The organism is Mesorhizobium loti R88b, assembly GCF_013170845.1.
GTDB lineage: Bacteria > Pseudomonadota > Alphaproteobacteria > Rhizobiales > Rhizobiaceae > Mesorhizobium > Mesorhizobium loti_B.
Genome location: NZ_CP033367.1, coordinates 4,459,830 through 4,479,929 on the forward strand (window position 1 = coordinate 4,459,830; position 20,100 = coordinate 4,479,929).

Below are 20,100 nucleotides of genomic sequence, written 5' to 3' on the forward strand. Positions count from 1 at the left end.
CATTTCGTTGACCGGTGTCGCCAGCAGTCCCAATAACCCCTCGGATCAGGCCTACACCTGCACAGGCCAATGCACCTTTGGAACGGACTCCAATGGCGCGCAGACGTGCGCGCCCGTCACGCAGACAACGGACGATGGTCATGGGCACACGACCACAACGAACTTGGGAACGTGCAATCCGCCCGGTAACGCTGTGGCCGGCGCAACCGGCAACAATGGACCGCAGGTCACCATCAATGCCAACACGGGAACATACGCCGTCGGCACGAACCGCGCGCAGGCTGCGGTGGTGGGCTCATCGGCGGGATCCGCCGGTTCTAACGGCTCCAACGCCTATGTGTTCGGCAGCGGGGGCGACGGCGGCAATGGCGCCAATGGCGGCCAGGTGCTCGTCAATTTCGAAGGCATTATTGTCAGCGGAAATGCCGGCGGCATCCTTGCGCAGTCGTTGGGCGGCAACGGTGGGAATGGCGGCGACTTCAAGGGCATCGGCGGCTCCGCAGGCAGCGGCGGCACCGGCGGCAATGGCGGCTCGGCGACAGCGAGCTTCAACGGCGGATCGCTGGTCACCACCGGTCAGGGCAATATCGGCGTTTCCGCATTCAGCCAGGGCGGCAATGGCGGCAATGCCGGCCACGGTGGCGGCGCCGTTTTCGTCACAGGCGACGGCGGTGGCGCGGCCCAGGCAGGCTCGGCTTTCGCGCAAACGCTGGCCGGCACCAGCATCACGACCTCCGGCGATTATGGCTTTGGCATTGCCGCGCGCAGCATGGGCGGTGGCGGCGGCGGCGGCCAGGGTGGATTTGGACTGTTCTATTCGGGCGCCAGCAATGGCAGCACCGGCGGGGCTGGTGGAAACGCCACAGTCAACGCCAATGGCAGCATCGACACCTTTGGCGACTACGCCTACGGCATCATCGCGCAGTCGATCGGCGGCGGTGGCGGCGACGGCGGCACCGCTGCAGGCGCTGTAGCCTTGGGTGGTTCCGGGAGCGGCGGTGGCGGTGGCGGCACGGTGTCCGTCACCAACGCCGGCAACATCACGACCCGAGGCCTCGGCGCCAACGTCATCATCGCGCAGTCGATTGGCGGCGGCGGCGGCAATGGCGGCTCATCCGGCGGCGCGATTTCCTTCGGCGGTGACGGTTCGGGCACCACGACAGGCGGTAATGTGAGCGTGACCAACACAGGCACGCTGAAATCCTACTCTTCGTTGGCAAACGGTATCCTGGCGCAGTCCATCGGCGGCGGCGGCGGCAATGGCGGTTCGTCTGGCGGTCTGTTTGCCTATGGCGGCAGCGGCGGTGATGCGGCCGATGCCGGCACCGTGACGGTGACGAACGGCGGCAGCATCGAGACCGGCATCAATGCAGGCTCCAAAAGCTCGGTCGGCATCCTGGCACAGTCGATCGGCGGCGGCGGCGGCAATGGCGGCAATGCGGTTGCGGTCAGCCCGGTCGCGGTGGCGGTCGGCGGCAATGGCGGCATGGCGGGCAACGGCAACAGCGTCAAGGTTCTGCGTGACAACATCAATGCCTCGCAGGCATCATCCTACGACATCACCACCCACGGCGACACATCGAGCGCCATCATTGCGCAATCGGTCGGTGGCGGTGGCGGCAATGGCGGTTTTGCCGTTGCCGGCAGCGTCGGTATAGGATTGCCTTTCAACCTCTCGGTGGGTGTTGGCGGCGGCGGCAACGCCGGCGGTAATGCCGCCGACGTTTTGGTGCAGACCAAAGGTTCGATCAACACCGGTGGCATCAGTTCATCGGGCATCCTTGCCCAGTCGATCGGTGGCGGCGGTGGTAGCGGCGGCACGGCCGTTGCGGCGGGCGTTGGCACGGGCATTGCGGTTTCAGTCGGTGTCGGTGGCAATGGCGGCAAGGGCGGCAACGCTTCGACCGTCGACGTCGACAGTCTGAGTGACATATCGACCACGGGCAATAATTCGCTCGGCATTTCGGCGCAATCGATCGGCGGTGGCGGCGGCAATGGCGGCCTGGCGGTGGCGGGCAGCATCGGCGCGGCCACGATCAATGTCGGCGTCGGCGGTTCGGGTGCAACGGGCGGCACGGCCGCGGCCGTGACGGTAAAGTCGTCAGGCAGCGTTCACACGGCGGGCGACGATTCGATCGCTGTTCTGGGCCAATCCATCGGCGGCGGCGGCGGCAATGGCGGCAACTCCGTTGCAGGTGGCCTGTCCGCGAGCATTTCAGCCAATGTCGCTGTCGGCGGCACGGGCGGAAAGGGTCAGAATGCAGGCTCGGTTCTGGTCACCACCGATGGCGCCGGCCACAATCTGTCGGTCTCCGGCTATGCCGGAAACTGGAACACCGTCACCACCGGCAAGAATTCGTCGGGCATCGTGGCCCAGTCTCTAGGCGGCGGCGGTGGCAATGGCGGCTTTGCAGGATCCTTGAGCCTGGGTGGTGGCGCAGCCTTCGGCCTTTCGCTCGGCGGCAGCGGCAACGGCGGCGGCAATGCCAGCACGGCCTATGTCGAAAGCGGCTGGAACGGCAGCCCGGTCGATAACATCTTCACCCTGGGCGACAATTCGTCAGGCGTCGTGGCGCAGTCCATCGGCGGCGGCGGCGGCAATGGCGGCTTCTCCGGCAGTCTTGCCGGGGGCTTTGGGTCCGGTTCAGTCGCCGTCACGCTGGGTGGTCAGGGCGGATATGGCGGCACTGCCGCGAATGCCCACGCCTACAGCAACGGCAACATCACGACCGTCGGAAATCTGTCGAACGCCATCATTGTCCAATCGATCGGCGGCGGCGGCGGCAATGGCGGCGTCAGCGTGGCGCTCTCGGGTTCGGCTGGGTTCTCAGGCTCGGCCGCGGTTGGCGGCAATGGCGGCGCGGCCAGCAACGGCGCCCAGGCCGAGCTGAAAAGCATTGGCAACATTGTCACTTACGGCCAGCAGTCCAACGGCCTTGTCGCGCAATCGATCGGCGGCGGCGGCGGCAATGGCGGCTTTGCCGGCTCGGGCGCCTTGGGGTCTGCCGGCGCTGCGGCCGTCGGCGTCGGCGGCAAAGGTGCCGGTGGCGGCAACGCCGACATCGTCAAGGTAACGAACAACGGAAACATCACGACGTATGGTTCACAGTCTTCCGGTATCGTTGCGCAATCCCTCGGCGGCGGCGGCGGCAACGGTGGATCGACGGTCGGCTTCGCCGCCGGCGGCGGCGGCAGTGTCGGCGTCGCGGTCGGCGGCAGCGCTGCCGGCGGCGGCAACGCTTCGTCCGTGACTGTGGATTCGGTCGGCAACATTGCCACCGGCAATCGCGACAGCAGCCTCAACATCCTGACCGGCAACAATTCCTATGGCATCCTCGCCCAGTCGATCGGCGGCGGCGGCGGCAATGGCGGCTTTGCCGGATCGCTTTCGGCCGGCGGCGCGCTGGGCATCGGTGTGTCCGTCGGTGGCACCGGCGGACAGGGCGGCACGGCCGGCCGCGTCGACGTCACCAACGCCGGCAACATCAGCACGCTCTACGACAACTCGTCCGGCATCCTCGCGCAGTCGATCGGCGGCGGCGGCGGCAATGGCGGCTTTGCCGTGTCGGCTGCACTCTCCGCTTCGATCGAGGACATCGGCGCGGCGGCGGCAGTCTCTGTCGGCGGCAAGGGCGGCAACGGCCAGAAGGCCGGCATCGCCAACGCCAAGAACACCGGCACGATCTTCACCGCCGGCAGCAACTCCAACGGTGTCGCGGCGCAGTCGATCGGCGGCGGTGGCGGCAATGGCGGTTTTTCGGCGGCGGCGGCGGTCAATATCGGCCCCGCAGGCATCGGCGTGTCGGTGGGCGGTTTCAGCGGAACAGGCGGCGATGCCTCGAGCGTCAAGGCGGAAGCCTATGCGCTGGATCATCTAGGCTCGGACAACAACATCAAGAACCCGTCACCTACATCCATCCAGGATGGCGGCCAGATCACGCTCGAAACCGATGGCAACAATTCCAACGGCGTGCTCGCCCAATCGATCGGCGGCGGCGGCGGCAATGGCGGTTTTTCCGTCGCCGCGGGCGTGAGCGCCACGGGCGCAGGCATCGGTGTTTCCATCGGCGGCTTCGGCAGCGCGGGCGGCAAGGGTGGCGATGCTGAAGCAGACAGCTCCCACAACATCCTGACCAAGGGCAACAATTCGAATGGCGTGCTCGCCCAATCGATCGGCGGCGGTGGCGGTAATGGCGGCTTCTCGGCTGGCTTCGCCGGCGGCGCCGAGTTTGGCGGCTCGGCGTCGGTGGGCGGTTTCGGATCGGAAGGCGGTGATGCGATGTCCGCCACGGTCAATGCCTATGGAGAAACATTTACAAAGGGCAACGATTCCAACGGCATCTTGGCGCAGTCGATCGGCGGCGGTGGTGGCAATGGCGGGTTTTCGGTATCCGGCGCCTTTGGCGGCACGGTTGGAGTTGGCGTTTCCGTCGGCGGCTTTGGCGCAGGCGGTGGCAACGCCGACAAGGTAACAGTCACTACCGGATACGACTACAGCAACAACGCGATCACCAAGACAACCTATAATACCGTCCAGGGTTGGACTTATGAAACGCTTGGCGACCGTTCGAACGGCATCCTTGCACAGTCGCTTGGCGGCGGCGGCGGCAATGGCGGGTTCTCGGTCGCGGGTGGCGTGGGTGGCGATGGCGGCGTCGGCGTTTCGGTCGGCGGCTTCGCTTTGAGCGGTGGCGGCGATGCGTCCACTGTGGACGTGTTTTCGGACCAGAACATTCATACCAAGGGCAGTTTTGCGAACGCGATCCTCGCGCAGTCGATCGGCGGCGGCGGCGGCAATGGCGGCTTCTCGGGTGCACTCGGCGCCGGCAGCCAGATCGGTGGCAGCGCATCGGTGGGTGGTTTCGGCTCGACAGGTGGCAAGGCAGAGAAAGTCACTGTCCACAGCCTCGGCCAGATCCTGACCGAGGGTAATGATTCCCGCGGTGTCGTTGCACAGTCGCTTGGCGGCGGCGGCGGCAATGGCGGCTTCTCGATCAGCGCGGGTGGTAGCCTCGAAGCTCCTGCGGTTGGCCTGTCGGTCGGCGGCTTTGGCGCAGGCGGCGGCAATGGCGGCGACGTCTCGGTCACCGAATACGGTGTCGCGACCAACGACAGTCCCGATGCGTCCTCCGTGCTGTCCAATTTCGGCTACCGCATCGAAACCCACGGCGACCGCTCCGACGGCCTGCTCGCCCAATCGATCGGCGGCGGCGGCGGCAATGGCGGGTTCTCCGCAGCCGTCACATTCGCTGATGCAAGTGCGGGCATTTCCGCATCGGTGGGCGGTTTTGGCGGTGGGGCCGGTACCGGCGGCAATGTCGACGTCACATCGGTGCAGAACTATTACACCAAGGGCAATTTCTCGAACGGCATCTCCGCCCAGTCGATCGGCGGTGGTGGTGGCAATGGCGGCTTTTCCCTGGCTGCCGCTGCCGGCGGTGAATTCGCCGGTGCCTTCAGTGTCGGCGGCATCGGGGCGGGCGGCGGCGACGCCGGCACGGTTACGGTCAACAGCACGGGCCGGTTCCTGACCGAAGGCACACAGTCCAACGGTATACTGGCACAGTCGATCGGCGGCGGCGGCGGCAATGGCGGCGCTTCGCTGAGCGGCACCTTCACGATCGGCACGGCCGGGATTTCGGCTTCCGTCGGCGGGTTCGGCGGCAAGGGCGGCAAGGGCAATGCTGTCGTGGTCAACAACAATGTCGGCCAGACGATCACCGGTGTTTCCATCGAAACCAAGGGCCAGAGCTCGAACGGCATCGAGGCACAATCGATCGGCGGCAAGGGCGGCAATGGCGGCTTCTCCGGAAGTTTGGCCGGCTCGATCGAATCCAAGGCGACGCTGGCGCTCAGCGTTGGCGGATTCGGCGGCACCGGCAACACGGCAAGCAGCGTCGACGTGACCAGCGTCGACAATATCCTCACCCATGGTGACGGTTCGAACGGTATTCTGGCGCAGTCGATCGGCGGCGGCGGCGGCGACGGCGGTTTCAGCTTCGCCGGCACCATCACCGGTGACTCCAAGGGTCTTTCGCTTGCAGCGTCCCTGGGTGGCTTCGGCGGCAGCGGCAACGACGCGGGCGCCGTCACGGTGAATTCCACAGGTGACATTACGACCGAAGGCAATCACGCGGTTGGCATTCTCGCACAGTCGATCGGCAGTGGCGGCGGCAATGGCGGGATCAGCGTCGCCGCCACCCTCGACCTTTGCACCGACTGCCAGACAAGCGTCGCCATCGGTGCATCATCGGGCGGTGCGGGCGGCAATGGCGGCAAGGCTGTCAAGGTCGATGTGACGCATGTCGGCGACATAAAAACGCTGGGCGACGGCTCGGACGGCATCATGGCGCAATCGATCGGCGGCAGCGGCGGCAATGGCGGCCTGTCCGTGACTGGCGGGTTCTCCGGGGCCGACGGCAAGCAGATCAAGGCTTCCGTGGGCGGCTTCGGCGGCGCTGGCAGCCAGTCTGGCGAAGTGGTTGTGAACAACACCGGCAACATCACGACCGGCTCGCGGACGACCATCGAGCTCGCGCAACAGCTGTCTAGCCTGACAGGTCTTCACGTGACCAACGACACGCTGACCGCGTTCGGCTTGCCAACCACCGTGCAGGTGGTGACCGGCCGCGATGCGTCGGGCATCCTCGCCCAGTCGATTGGCGGCGGCGGCGGCAATGGCGGCCTTGCGATCTCCGGCGCCGTCGGCTTCATCAGCGAAAAGACCAGCCTGAACATGGGTCTCACCATGGGCGGCTTCGGCGGCTCCGGTGGTTTCTCCGACAAGGTCTCGGTCACCAATGACGGCGCGATCGAGACATACGGACCGGCGGCCCATGGCATTCTGGCGCAGTCCATCGGCGGCGGCGGCGGCAATGGTGGCGGCGCTGTTACCGGCCTTCTGACAGCAGGGAACGCCGAGACCGGACGTCCGGTCAACGTCGCCGTATCTGTCGGCGGCCTGGGTGGCGACGGCAACTATTCCGGTGCGGTATTCGTCGAACAGACCGGCGGCATCATCACCCATGGCGTCGGTTCAAACGGCATCTTCGCGCAGTCCATCGGCGGCGGCGGCGGCAATGGCGGCAACGCCAACACCATCTCGCTCCAGGCAGGCAGCGCTTGTACGTTCGATCCCCTGGCAATCGTGGACGTTCATCTGATCAAATCCTGCAAATCGCCTGAAAAGGGCACCGAGGGCGTCAACGTACAGGTGAATGTCGGCGGCTTCGGCGGCTCGGGCAATGACGCAAACACCGTCACGGTCATCAACCACAGCTTCATTACGACGATGGATATGATGTCTTCCGGCATCGTGGCGCAGTCGATCGGCGGCGGTGGCGGATCGGGCGGTAACGCGATCGTTGGCACCGACGGCCTCTACGCCAATCCGCTGCCGATCCCGCTGAACCCGACCGATATCGCCATCATTGCCGGCACTACTTTCAACAGCACTTCCGGTTTCGTGCAGTCGCTGGGCAATGTTGCCATCGGCGGCACCGGCGGTTCGGCAGGCGATGCCAAGGCCGTGAGCGTCACCAACGAAGGCGCGATCACCACGTCGGGCGCCTTTTTCTCGCACGGCATCATGGCGCAGTCGATTGGCGGTGGCGGCGGCGATGGCGGCAAGTCGGCCGCCGGCCTGTTCGGCCTCGTGTCCCTTGGCGGCATGGGCAATGCGGCCGGCGACGGAGGCACTGTCGATGTCGAAAACAAGGTCGGCGCGGACATCTGGACCAAGGGTGCGTTTTCCGATGGCATTCTTGCCCAGTCGATCGGCGGCGGCGGCGGCGATGGCGGCGCGGCCGGCGGCCTGATCGCGGTCGGCGGCAATGTGTTGTCGAAGTCTGGCGGAGAGGTCAAAGGAAACGGCGACTACACGCATGTGGTAAACGCCGCTCATATTGAGACCGACGGGCTGTTTTCCAACGGCATCGTCGCGCAGTCGCTGGGTGGCGGCGGCGGCAATGGCGGCGCCGTTGGTCTCACGGGCATTACGGTCGGCGGCTGGGGCGGCTCGGCTGGTACCGGCGGCGAAGTCAAGGTGGAGAACACCACGGGCTCGACGATCCTCACCAAGGGCTTCGTCTCCTACGGCATTCTGGCTCAATCGATTGGCGGTGGCGGCGGCAATGGCGGGAGCAACACGCTAGCTGCAGCAGTCGCAATCGGCGGCGGCGGCGGATCGTCGGGCAAAGGCGGCCATGTCACTGTCCTCAATGACGGCATGATCGAAACGCAGGCTCTGGGCTCCATTGGCATCTATGCGCAAAGCGTGGGCGGCAGCGGCGGCACCGGCGGCAGCACATTCCTGTCGGCTGTGTCGGTTGGCGGGGCGGGCGGCGCTTCGGGAGATGGTGGCCAGGTCGACGTCACCAATACGGCGCAGGTCAAGACGGCTGGCGCTGGAGCGGATGCGATCCGCGCCCAGTCGATCGGCGGCGGCGGCGGCGCGGCTGGCGGCAAGGGCGCCGACACGGGCGCCATGACGGTTGGAGCTTCGCTGCTTGTCTCGGTGGGCGGTGCGGGCGGCAATGCTGGTACCGGTGGTGCTGTCAATGTCACCAACTCGGGGCTCCTTCTTACTTCGGGCGACAAGGCCGACGGCATTTACGCCCAGTCGGTGGGCGGCGGCGGCGGCGAGGGCGGCAATGCCTACGGCATGGTCGCGGTCGGCGGCGGCGGCGGCTCGACGGGAGCGGGCGGGACGGTCACGGTCACCAACAACAAGGGCGGCCAGATCTGGACCAAGGGCATCCTGTCCAACGCAATCTTCGCGCAGTCGATCGGCGGCGGCGGTGGCAATGGCGGCGCGGCCTATGCTGGTTCGCCCATCGGCGTCTCGAACAGCGTTGGTGGCAAGGGCGCTACAGGCGGTGATGGCGGTGCGGTCATCGTCGACAATTATGACATGTTGCAGACCGATGGCGCGTCCTCGCAGGCCATCTTCGCTCAATCCGTCGGCGGTGGCGGTGGCAATGGTGCCAACGCCGGAAGCTTCAGCATTCAGGCTGTACCAATCCTGCCTGCGGAAGGTGTGACGGTAGGCGGCAGCGGCGGTGCCGGCGGTAATGGCGGCACGGTCACGGTGACCAATCATGCCGATGCATCGATCGTTACCAACGCAGCTAATTCGACCGCGATCTTTGCGCAGTCAGTGGGCGGCGGCGGCGGCAATGGCGGCTCGGCCATTTCCGTGGCAACACCTCTTACCAATCCGCTCGGCGTGAGCGTGACGCTGGGTGGCAATGGCGGTGCGGCCGGCGATGGCAGCGACGTCAAGGTAACCAATGACGGCATGATCGTGCTGAATGGCGAAAATTCGCTTGGCATCATGGCGCAGTCGGTGGGCGGCGGCGGCGGAACGGCGGCCTCGGCGCTCGGTATCTCGGAGGTGCCGATCGCCATTGGTGGTGACACCGGCGCCGAGGGCAAGGGCGGCGCGGTGACAGTCTCCAACACCGGCTCGATCACCATCAACGGCGACAACTCGATCGGCATTTTCGCCCAATCCGTGGGCGGCGGCGGCGGCCTGGTCAAAGCCGGCGGCGGCGCTGGAGCGGTGGAGTCCCAATCGGGCGGCACCGGCAATGGCGGCATCGTCACTGTGACCAACACCGCGGGCTCCATCATCATGAATGGCGACAACGCGATCGCCATCTACTCGCAATCGGTCGGTGGCGGCGGTGGCGCCGTGGGCGTCAGCGAAACGCAGGCTCCGCAGATGTTCGCCAGGCTCTTCGCGCAGCCCCAGACGTTTGGCGCATTGCGCTTTTCCAGCAGCGCTGGTGGCGCGGGCCTAGCGGCAGCCACCATCTTCAACCAGACCGGAAACCTGATTGCTACCGGCAACAACAGCATTGCCATGCTGGCACAAAGCAGCGCGGCCGACGGCAATGGCGATATCACCGTCAACATCTTCAATCCGTCGGCAACGACAACGAGCCTCATCGTAGGCGGACTTGGAAATGGCACGGGCCTTCAGATTCTCGACGGCGCGACCAACACGGTCAACAATGACGGCGTCGTCACCGCGGTCGAAAAGGTTACAGGCGATTTCGTTTCCGTGGATGCAATCAATGCCACGCTGTCTTATCTCGCGCCCAATGCGACGACGGCGCAAACCGTGTCTGGCATCAACGGCTATGCCATACGCGGAACAGGCGGCGATGACGCGATCGAAAACGCAGGCCTGGTGATGGGCTCGGTTGACCTGCAAGACGGTGACAACAGCTTCCACAACCAGGCCAAGGGTGTCTTCGACCTGGGCGTAAATGTTGATCTGGGCGGTGGCTTGTACAGCAATGACGGCCTGTCTTCCCTGGGCGGATTGAACTTCGTCCAGACGACGCAGCTGACGGGCGACTTTACGCAATCGGCGGTGGGCATCCATGCTGTCGATCTCGATCTTGCCTCGATCACCGCGGACCGCCTGAACCTCACAGGCTCGGCTTCTGTTGCCGGCGACATTTCGATCAATCTGCTTAACCCGGCCATCAATGCGGCAAAGGCCAAGCCCGGCACGCATGAGATCACGATCGTTTCGGCTGACTTGGGCGAAACGCATCACGGCATCAATCTTGTGGCGCCCAACACGGCGGTTGCTACGTATGCGCTGACCTACCCGGCCGTTCCGGATACAGACATCGATATCAGCTACAGGATCGACTATTCCCCGCAAGGATTGACCGACAATCAGCATTCTGTCGGCAATGCGGTGAACATGATCCAGACGGATCAGACCTCGCCGGCCTTCGCCCCGATCGCGACCCTGCTGTTTTTCCAGCCCGATACGGCGGCACTCGGCAAAGCCTATGATTCCCTGTCGGGCTCGGGCACTTCCGGTTTCCAGCAGATGACCTTCGATGCCAACGATGCCTTCCTGTCGACGGTGTTTCAGCGCACCAGGGGCTGGATATCGAACGACAATGCCGGCACGACGGTCCTTCAGGACACCGCCTCCATCCCACTTGGCTACTTCCCGACCAAGCCTGCCAAAAGTGGTGCGCCGGCTGATATCGGCATGCCGGTCAGCAGTCCCATCTACCGCGCCTGGGTGGCGGCCTTTGGCGGATATGGTGAGTCGGCGGCGGATGCCGGTGTAGGCTCAGCCGCATCGACCGACCGTACCGGTGGCGTTGCAGTCGGCCTCGACTATCAGCCGAATGAAAACTGGTTGATGGGGTTGGCGGCGGGTTACGGCAACAGCAGCTTCGACACACCTGATCGTTTAACGTCTGGCCGCAGCAAGGGTGACGGGCATTTCGCGGTCTACACCACCTACCAGGACAATGCCTTCTATGCGACGGGCAGCCTTGGCCTGGCGTTCTATGACATATCCACGCAGCGCGCTGTCTCGATACCGGGCGTCACCTTGCAGCAGCTGGGCGGCGCAGTTCAGATCCCTGGAATGTCGGAGACCGTGGATGGGAGCTTCAACAGCCGCTTGTTCAGCACCAGTCTCGAAACCGGCTACAAGCTGACTTCGGGCGCGATTGAATTGACGCCGTTTGCCGGAATGCAATTCCAATCCATACATTCCGATCCCTACAGCGAGACAGTTGGCGGCGCGCCCAGCGCCCTTGGCCTCAGCTTCGCCGACCGTACCATCAACTCGTTGCCTGGCTTCCTTGGCCTGCAAGTCAAATCGCAAGCCAATCTCACTGACTCCGTACAGTGGGCAGGCTGGGTTCGTGCCGCCTGGCGACATGAATTCTTGTCCGACCGTTCGGTTGATGCCGCCTTCCTGGCGGCACCTGGGTATGACTTCGTCACGAATGGCGGGTCAGTTGCCAAAGACTCGCTTCGCCTCAGTCTCGGATCGAAACTGTCCCTCGGCGACAGCGCCGCGATCTTCGGCAATTTCAGCGGCGATCTGAGCAAAGGGGTTTCTCCGACCTATAACGGAACGCTGGGTCTGCAGGTGAACTGGTGAGATGTCTGGAGTCTGGATTTATGCTCAAGAAACTTGTGTTGCTCGTTCCGGCTCTGATGGCGCTGGCGGCAACGCCTGCGCTACAGGATGCTGTGGCAGCGACGCCAGCCCAGACTACGGATCAGCCGCCAGCGCCCGCCGACGCCACTGCGGTTGCGGGCGCACCTGACCTGACCACCGCCACCTTCGGCGACTGGGTGGTGCGGTGCGGTCTGACGGAGGCGGCTCAGGGCCAGCCTGGCAGGAAGAACTGCGAAGTCGTGCAGAACATCATGGTGCAAGGCCAGTCTGCGCCTTTCGCTCAGATTGCATTTGGCAAACTGACACAAGACGCGCCCTTGTATTTCACGGCCGTCGTGCCCGTGAGCATCTCATTGCCCAGCACAATTCGCATTTCCGCCGACAAGTCTGAAGCTCAACCGGTTGAGGTCGCCTATACGCGCTGCCTGCCAACCGGGTGCTTTGCCAGCTTGCAGATGACTGACGGAGTGCTTGAGAAGTGGCGTGCGCTGTCGGCCATGGGCGAGATGACTTTCAAGACCGGCAATGGACAGGACGCGACGGTACCTATCTCTTTCAAAGGCCTGGCCCGCGCTTTGGACGATTTTGCCAAGCAATGATCATGGCGATTTAATACAACTCGTGAGCCTAAATCTTCAGCACGGTGCGAAAGGATAGGACTTTCGCCAGCATCGGGAAGCGCTTTGGCTCATGCTCTCGGTTATGCCCACATCATGCGCCCCGGCTGGTTGCGCCTCGCGGCGCTGCCGGTCCGGTACCTCGATCGACTTTCAGGGCCGCATCTCGAAGGCCGGCGACGCGGAGGTGCGGCGCGCGTTCTACGAGGCGGCATCCTGTCTGATGGGACGCTTCAAGGGCAAGAACAAGGTCTAGATCTGGGCCGAGAGATCGCCAAACGCTCCTGTCATCGCAAGGCCTGTGTCGCTGTGGCGCCCAAGGTCGCGGTGATCATTCACGCCATGGGAAGCGACGGGAGTCTTTGGAGCATATCGAGGGCCGCGGCCTCGGAGCGGCGAGGGGACTTGCCTACATCGCACATGTCGTCGATATGAAGGTCGATGAGTTCGCCGAAGGTCTTCAGGCGCGCTGTACGGGACTTGGTCGGCGTCTCACCGCGATCGACCTGGCGCTCGGCGTCGGTTGCCGATCGTCGTGCATCGTCTCGGCGTAGGAAGGTTTCGCTGACGTGCCGACCTTTGCGACGGACTTGGACACGCCAGGAACCGGACGAGAGCTTTGTGTAAGTGGCCATTTTTTCGTGTGCGCTCCGTGTGCAGTGAGAGATCGAAACGTGGCGAAAAGGGTCGTATTCTGGCGTAAATTCGTGTGCACTCGGCAGGTTCTAACGATTTGATGTTGAAGAAAAAATGATGAAAAATCAAGGTCATAGAGTGGCCATAGCGCCCATGATGGACTGGACGGACCGGCATTGCCGGTTCTTCCATCGCCAGCTGACGAGCCGTGCGTTGCTCTATACCGAGATGGTGGTGGCCGACGCGGTCATTCACGGCGCGCGCGATCGGCTGCTTGGTTTCGACGTTGAGGAGCATCCGCTCGCCCTGCAGCTCGGCGGCTCCGATCCGGCAAAACTTGCCGAGGCGGCGCGCATCGGCGAGGCGTTCGGCTATAACGAGATCAATCTCAATGTCGGCTGTCCGTCCGATCGCGTCCAGTCGGGCACGTTCGGCGCCTGCCTGATGAAGGTGCCCGACCTTGTCGCGAACTGTGTCGCGGCAATGAAAGCATCCGTGACGATTCCCGTCACCGTCAAATGCCGCATCGGCGTCGACGAACAGGATCCCGAGCCGGCGCTCGATGCGCTGGCGGACGGGGTCTTCAACGCCGGCGCCGACGCCTTGTGGGTGCATGCGCGCAAGGCGTGGCTGGAAGGGCTGAGCCCCAAGGAAAACCGCGATATCCCGCCGCTCGACTACAACAGGGTCTATCGGCTGAAGGCCAGAAAACCAAACGAATTCATTGGCATCAATGGCGGCATTCAGTCGCTTGAAGAGGCGCGGGCGCATCTTGATCACGTCGACGGCGCCATGCTTGGCCGTGCTGCTTATCACACGCCAGGCATTCTGGCGGGGGCGGATGCCGCCTTCTACGGCGCCCCATCCGAGGCGTTCGATTTCGCCGCGCTGATCGACACGATGGCGGATTATGCGGCACGCCATATCGAGCAGGGTGGCCGGCTCGGCCATGTCACCCGCCATATGGTCGGACTGTTCCACGGATTGCCGGGTGCGCGCCGCTACCGCCAGATCCTGTCGACCGACGCAAACCGGCCCGGTGCCGGGCCCGACGTGCTGAAGACGGCTTTCGCGGCCGTCGATTTTGGCGGAAGGGCCGCCGAAGCGGCCTGACCTCAGTCCCTGAGGATCATCCGGTCGCCGCGCACGTCGAAACCCGACAGCGAGCCGATGAAATTCATGCCAAGCAGGCTTTGGCTCAGCATGCCCGGCGCGGCAACCATCACCGACATGTCCTTGCGCACGATACCGCCGATCGCCACCGCGTCCGTTTTGACCGCTGCGGCACGTGCCATGCCGTTGGCCGTGGAGACCGGTATGGTGTAGTTGAGCGCGGCTGGGTTGAACCCGGCTGCCTGCGCGTCTTCCGACGTCAGCACGGTGCTGGTCGCGCCGGTGTCGACAACGGCTTGTACCGGATTGCCGTTGACCAGGATGCGCGCTTCGAAATGGCCATTGTCGGCCTTGTCCAGGGTCACGGTGGCGTGGCCGTCTTCGACGCCAAGCGCCAGCGGACTGCCGGGCACCAGGCCCGCGGTCACCCGGCTGGCGACGTCCTGCAGCTCGTAGCGATACTGGTAGCCGGCGATCAGCGCCAGCACGATTGCGGCCCAAGCGCCGAGGTTGCGGGCCATCACACCCAACGGAGCTGACCGCAACAGGCCGGCGCCGATGAGGGCGCCGAACGCGCCAAGCCAGACCAGCCGGCCAAAATCGTAATTCTCGATGCCAAGCGTGCTGCCGGCGGAATCGTTGAGCATGAGCAAGATTGCTGCCACGCCGATCACCACCATCACAATCCAGAACAGCCGGCTGCTCATCCGTGCCTCGCTAGAGCAATTCCAGGAAAAGTGTGAAGCGGTTTTCCCACAGGAATTGCGTTAAAATAAAGAGTTAGAGTGCGTCGCGTTCGCGCGCCATGCGCGTGCGGCGCGTTTCCCGGCGCGGCCGGCGTTCGACCGTCTCCAGCCGGGCTGGCAATTCAGCCATGACATTGCGGCGTGTTTCCGGCGTCATTCCCATCCAGGCGCCGATTTCCTCGCGCGTGCGGCCGCAACCGAAGCAGAAGCCGGTTTTCATGTCGATCGAACAGACCAGGATGCATGGGGATTCGATGGCCGTCATGACTTTCTCTTGAGGGTTTCCATCCGGAATCCCGCGTTCCATCTCCACATGGTGCAACCGCAAAGCCAATGCAAGCCCTCGCGATTGCGCCTTCCCAGGCCGCCTTTGCGGCAATCCGAGAAGGATCATCCCAGAGGTTGTGCCGATCGCCCAAGGCGGCTATGCCGCTCACCGGTTCCAGGAATGATTGCTCAGACATGACCAGCGCGCTGCCTTTCGATGATTTTCGCAACCTGCTGGCCAATTTGCCGCCGGCCGACACGGCAGCCGAGGCGCGGGTGCGCTCGCTGTTTGCCAAGGCCGACAAGCCTGAGCATTCGCTTGGCCGCATCGAGGACATGGCGGCCTGGCTGGCCGCCTGGAGCGGACGTGCTCCACCCGCCGTGACAAGACCGCTAATGGCGGTCTTTGCCGGCAATCACGGCGTGACCCGTCACGGCATTTCGCCGCGACCGGTGGCGGCAACCGCCAACGCGGTCGAGCTGTGCGCGGCCGGCGGTGCTGCGATCAACCAGATCTGCATCGCCAATGATCTCGGGCTGAAAGTGTTCGATCTTGCCCTGCATATCCCGACCGGCGACATCACCGAGGATGCCGCGCTCGATGAGCGCGGGTGCGCGGCCACCATGGCCTTCGGCATGGAAGCGATTGCCGGCGGAACCGACCTGCTGTGCCTCGGCGATCTCGGCGTCGGCAATTCCACCGTCGCCGCCGCGCTGCTCGCCGCGCTGTTTGGGGGCAGAGGTGCCGATTGGGTCGGCCCGGGATCCGGCGCGGACGCCGCGATGCAGGCCCGCAAGGCGGAAGTGGTCGACGCGGCGCTGGCCTTTCACCGTGGCCATCTCGAAGACCCGCTGGAAGCGCTGCGCCGGGTCGGCGGCCGCGAGTTCGCGGCGATAGCCGGCGCCATCCTCGCCGCGCGGATGCAAAAGATTCCCGTGCTGCTCGACGGCTTTGCGGCAATTGCTGCCGCGGCAGTGCTTTATGCCGCTAATCCCGCATCGCTAGAGCATTGTTTTCTCGCCAGCCTGTCGCCGGAGCCGGCGCATGCAAAGGCCGCCGAGCTGCTAGCTTTGCGTCCGTTGCTCGATCTCGGCATAAGCCATGGCGAAGGGGCAGGGGCTGCTCTGGCGGCAGGCCTGGTCAAGGCAGCCGCGCTGACCAGTTCAGGCATGGCGGCAGCTGTTCGAGGTTAGGCACGAGGCACACAGAGGGCGCTGACGAGGTCGGCTACCGCCTTCTCGCTGCCACTGCCGCGGTCGGCAGCGCCGGCAGCTCTTCCATCACCCGGCTTAGCGGGAAGATGGCGATTGCCTCGGTGCCTTCGCGCAGCTTGGAATGAAGCTCGAACTCACCGCCATGCATGGCAAGCAGCCCCTGCACGATCGGCAGGCCAAGCCCGGTGCCTTGTTCGGCGCTCTTGATGGCGATCGACCCCTGGCCGAAGGCCGAGAGCACCACCGGGATCTCGTCCTCGGGAATGCCGGGGCCATTGTCCTTGATCGAGATGTATTGCCCGCCGCCCGCCGTCCAGCCGACGCGCACGCGGATTTCGCCGCCGGTGGCGGTGAATTTGATGGCGTTGGACAAAAGGTTGAGCGTGATCTGCCGCACGGCGCGTTCGTCGGCGAACAGGCGCGGCAATTCGTGCTCGAAATCCTGGACGACGCGGATATCCTTGTTGCGCGCCTTCAATTCCATCATGTGGCAGCAATCCTCGACGATGTTCAGCAACAGCACCGGCTCTTCATTGAGCTGGTAGCGGCCGGCCTCGATGCGCGACAGGTCGAGGATCTCGTTGATCAGGTCGAGCAGATGCTGGCCGGATTCGTGCACGTCGTGCGCATAGTCGCGATAGGTGGGGTTGTTCATCGGTCCCAGCACCTCGTTCGACATCACCTCGGAAAAGCCGAGAATGGCGTTGAGCGGCGTGCGCAGTTCATGGCTCATCGAAGCGAGGAAACGCGACTTCGCCAGATTGGCGTCCTCGGCGCGCCGCCGCGCCTCGTCCGACATCGATTTCGCCGTCTCCAGTTCAGCGATCAGCGCATCCTTTTCGGAGCGGAACGACAGCAGCATCAGCGAGGAGCGGTTGAGGTGACGGGCGACATAGGCGAAGAAAGGCAGCGACAAGACAAGCAGCCCTGCCATGATCACCTCAACCGGCATCCACAGCCTGGTGCCGACATAGGCGTAGAGCGCCACCGGTACGGCAAAGGTTGCCAGCAGCGCTCCGCTGAGCGATGAGGCCATCAGGGCCGTGCCGGCCATGGCAAACAGCAGCACCACCGCCTTGACCACCTGGAACTGGTCGACCTCGCAGGCGCCGCAGCCCAGCAAGACGAACCAGGCCCAGCCGAGGCCGCACAGGAAATGGCCAACCAGGAATTCCCGTCGCGTTTGCAAGGGGTTGAGCTCGGACGCTTCCGTACGTTCGATGCGCCGCGCCATGAAGGTGACGATCGTATAGCAGGTGAGCGTGAACAACGCCCAAAGCCCGATCTCGTTGCCGACACCGGCGAGCCGGCCGGCAGCGGCGATCGCCAGCACGAGCAACGGGATGACCACGGCGCCGTTTGTCATGGCGCGGGCGTGGAGTTTCAGCAGTTCGCGGTCGAAATCGGGATTGCCTGCCTGCTGAGAAAGACGGTCGCGCGTCTTGCGCACCGCGCGCGCGACATCGCTGTTGCGATGCCGTTTCCTGCGGTCCACAATGAACTTGTCCGCTGTGTTCGAGCGTTGCAAGGGCATCAAAAACTTCAATTTATACGTGCAGCGGTTTCAAGGTGTTAAGCTACGTTCGAATGATTAACCAACCGTTTGCCATATGAGCCGTTCATGGTCACCGAGGTCGCGCCGGCCCTACGTGGCGGCGCCCAGGACCGCTTGGCGGCGGCTTCTGGATTATGGGCTTACAGCGATCATTCTGGGGCTGCTGATGCTGCTGGCGGCGCGCCTCGACCGCGTGGAGACGCGGCAAACGCAAGGCGCGGCCATCATCAATGACGGCGATTCAATCACGCTCGGCACCGAGCGCATTCGCATGCGCGGCATCGATGCCCCGGAATACACACAGACCTGCCGCAGGAACGGCATCGATTATGCCTGTGGCACGCTGGCGCGCCAGTCGCTGGTGCGCCTGATCGCTGGCAGGCCGGTCACCTGCAGCGGTTGGCAGCGGGATCGCTATCGCCGGTTGCTGGCCGACTGCAAGGCCGGCGACACCGACCTCAACCGCGCCCAGGTCGAGGCGGGCTGGGCCGTTGCCTATGGCGACTTCGACCGCGAAGAAGCGAGTGCTCGCGCGGCAAAAGTCGGTATCTGGGCGGGCACGTTCGACCAGCCGCAGGACTGGCGCAACAGCCATCATGGCGACGTCGTGGAGCGAAAGCACGGCACGCTGGCGTCGATCGGCGATGCTGTGCGGGAGATTTTTCGCTTTTGGTGAAGCGCATCGCCTGTGAGGGAAGAGGAGGATCGAAATGAAGCTCTTTGACGGTGGCCGGGCACCCAATCCGCGGCGGGTTCGCGTTTTCCTAGCCGAGAAGGGGATTACGGTTCCACTGGTGTCCATCGACATGGGGGCGCTGGAGCACAAGAGCCAAACGGTGAGTGCGCGCAACCCTTTGCAACGCCTGCCGGTGCTGGAACTTGACGACGGCACCATCATCACTGAATCCGTCGCTATCTGCCGCTATTTCGAGGAGTTGCATCCGGAGCCGGCCCTGTTTGGACGCGGCGCGCTTGGCAAGGCACAGGTCGAGATGTGGCAGCGGCGGATGGAGTTCAACCTGCTCAGTTGCGTCGCGCAGGCCTTTCGCCACATCCATCCAGCGATGAAGGAATGGGAAATCCCGCAGATCCCCGAATGGGGCGAGGCCAACAAGGCGAAGGCGGTGGAGTTCTTGAAAATTCTCGACGGCGAGCTGGCGAACCGGGAATTCGCCGCCGGCGACAGCTATTCGATCGCCGATATTACCGGCCTGATCGCGATCGACTTCATGAAGCCGGCGCGGATCAGGGTGCCGGAGGATTGCACCAATGTGCTGCGCTGGTATCAGGCGATCTCCAGCCGGCCGAGTGCCGCCGCTTGAGTATGGAACTGGACAGTTTTGCCGCGACGATCCGGGCCTGCCGCATCTGCGTCGAAAACCCGATCGGCAAACCGCTGCCGCATGAGCCGCGGCCGGTGCTGCGGCCCTCGTCCAGTGCCCGCATCCTTATTGCTAGCCAGGCGCCGGGAAGCAAGGTGCACCTGTCGGGCATGCCGTTCACCGATGCCTCCGGTGACCGCTTGCGCAGCTGGCTTGATGTCACCAGCGACGAATTCTACGACATCGCAAAGTTCGCCATCGTGCCGATGGGCTTCTGCTTTCCCGGCCAGGACGCCAAGGGCGGTGACCTGCCGCCGCGGCGCGAATGCGCGCCGGCCTGGCGCGTGCCTTTGATGGCGCTGATGCCGCGAATAGACCTGGTGCTGACGATCGGCATCTATGCGCAGTCCTGGCATATGGGTGCTGCGCGCCGGCCCTCGCTGACGGAAACCGTAATGGACTGGCGCGCCATCTGGGAGAGTTCGGTCGGTGCGAAAGTGCTGCCGCTGCCGCATCCGTCCTGGCGCAACAGCGGCTGGTTGAAGCAGAATCCATGGTTTGAAATGGATTTGCTGCCTTTCCTTCGCTCGGAAATCCGCTATCGCATCGGCTAGGCATTCAGCAAGAAATCACTCGCTTTAGAGGCGATTGGCAGAATTTCTTTCTTGTGAAA

Annotated in this window: 11 protein-coding genes and 1 pseudogene; 9 read left to right on the plus strand and 3 right to left on the minus strand. The window is 64.2% G+C overall.

Annotated features, from left to right (window positions below):
• The first annotated feature begins 193 nt into the window (after nt 1-193).
• The 5 genes and pseudogenes from EB235_RS21695 to dusA all read left to right on the plus strand — a co-directional run bounded on the left by EB235_RS21695 (nt 194) and on the right by dusA (nt 14,322).
• Nucleotides 194-11,935, plus strand: coding sequence for a hypothetical protein (locus EB235_RS21695; protein WP_171878151.1), 11,742 nt, complete (start codon nt 194-196; stop codon nt 11,933-11,935).
• A 20-nt stretch (nt 11,936-11,955) separates the two neighbouring features.
• Nucleotides 11,956-12,555, plus strand: coding sequence for an invasion associated locus B family protein (locus EB235_RS21700; RefSeq protein ID WP_032925358.1), 600 nt, complete (start codon nt 11,956-11,958; stop codon nt 12,553-12,555).
• 127 nt (nt 12,556-12,682) lie between these two features.
• Nucleotides 12,683-13,008, plus strand: a pseudogene (locus EB235_RS21705) (transposase); the annotation flags it as partial.
• Nucleotides 12,936-13,127, plus strand: a complete 192-nt coding sequence (locus EB235_RS21710; protein ID WP_027028997.1) for a hypothetical protein — start codon at nt 12,936-12,938, stop codon at nt 13,125-13,127. The pseudogene EB235_RS21705 and the gene EB235_RS21710, both read left to right, overlap by 73 nt.
• Nucleotides 13,128-13,323: 196 nt before the next feature.
• Nucleotides 13,324-14,322 carry a tRNA dihydrouridine(20/20a) synthase DusA gene (gene dusA / locus EB235_RS21715; RefSeq protein ID WP_027028996.1) on the plus strand — a complete coding sequence of 333 codons (999 nt, stop codon included), beginning with the start codon at nt 13,324-13,326 and terminating at the stop codon, nt 14,320-14,322.
• Nucleotides 14,323-14,324: 2 nt separating this feature from the next.
• Here dusA and EB235_RS21720 read toward each other — a convergent pair whose 3' ends face one another.
• Nucleotides 14,325-15,029 carry a TIGR02281 family clan AA aspartic protease gene (locus EB235_RS21720; RefSeq protein WP_027028995.1) on the minus strand — a complete coding sequence of 235 codons (705 nt, stop codon included), beginning with the start codon at nt 15,027-15,029 and terminating at the stop codon, nt 14,325-14,327.
• A 73-nt stretch (nt 15,030-15,102) separates the two neighbouring features.
• A complete protein-coding gene (locus tag EB235_RS21725; protein ID WP_010909481.1) occupies nt 15,103-15,333 on the minus strand; it encodes a DUF1289 domain-containing protein in 231 nt (76 codons plus the stop codon).
• Nucleotides 15,334-15,530: 197 nt separating this feature from the next.
• Here EB235_RS21725 and EB235_RS21730 point away from each other — a divergent pair, with 197 nt between their 5' ends.
• Complete coding sequence (locus EB235_RS21730; RefSeq protein ID WP_027028994.1) at nt 15,531-16,529, plus strand: nicotinate-nucleotide--dimethylbenzimidazole phosphoribosyltransferase; 999 nt, start codon at nt 15,531-15,533, stop codon at nt 16,527-16,529.
• Nucleotides 16,530-16,563: 34 nt separating this feature from the next.
• Here EB235_RS21730 and EB235_RS21735 read toward each other — a convergent pair whose 3' ends face one another.
• On the minus strand, nt 16,564-18,084 hold the full coding sequence (locus tag EB235_RS21735; RefSeq protein WP_027028993.1) for a sensor histidine kinase: 1,521 nt from the start codon (nt 18,082-18,084) through the stop codon (nt 16,564-16,566).
• A 76-nt stretch (nt 18,085-18,160) separates the two neighbouring features.
• On the opposite strand from EB235_RS21735, the gene EB235_RS21740 reads away from it, so the two are divergent.
• The 3 genes from EB235_RS21740 to EB235_RS21750 are packed head-to-tail and all read left to right on the plus strand — an operon-like array spanning nt 18,161 to nt 20,041.
• Nucleotides 18,161-18,781 (plus strand): thermonuclease family protein, encoded by a 621-nt coding sequence (locus tag EB235_RS21740; RefSeq protein WP_027028992.1) that lies wholly within the window; start codon nt 18,161-18,163, stop codon nt 18,779-18,781.
• Nucleotides 18,782-18,815: 34 nt separating this feature from the next.
• Nucleotides 18,816-19,427 carry a glutathione S-transferase gene (locus EB235_RS21745; RefSeq protein ID WP_027028991.1) on the plus strand — a complete coding sequence of 204 codons (612 nt, stop codon included), beginning with the start codon at nt 18,816-18,818 and terminating at the stop codon, nt 19,425-19,427.
• The gene (locus tag EB235_RS21750) at nt 19,367-20,041 is read left to right on the plus strand and encodes a uracil-DNA glycosylase family protein (protein WP_027028990.1); all 675 of its coding nucleotides are present in this window, start codon (nt 19,367-19,369) and stop codon (nt 20,039-20,041) included. Before EB235_RS21745 ends, EB235_RS21750 begins: the two co-directional genes overlap by 61 nt.
• Nucleotides 20,042-20,100 lie beyond the last annotated feature (59 nt).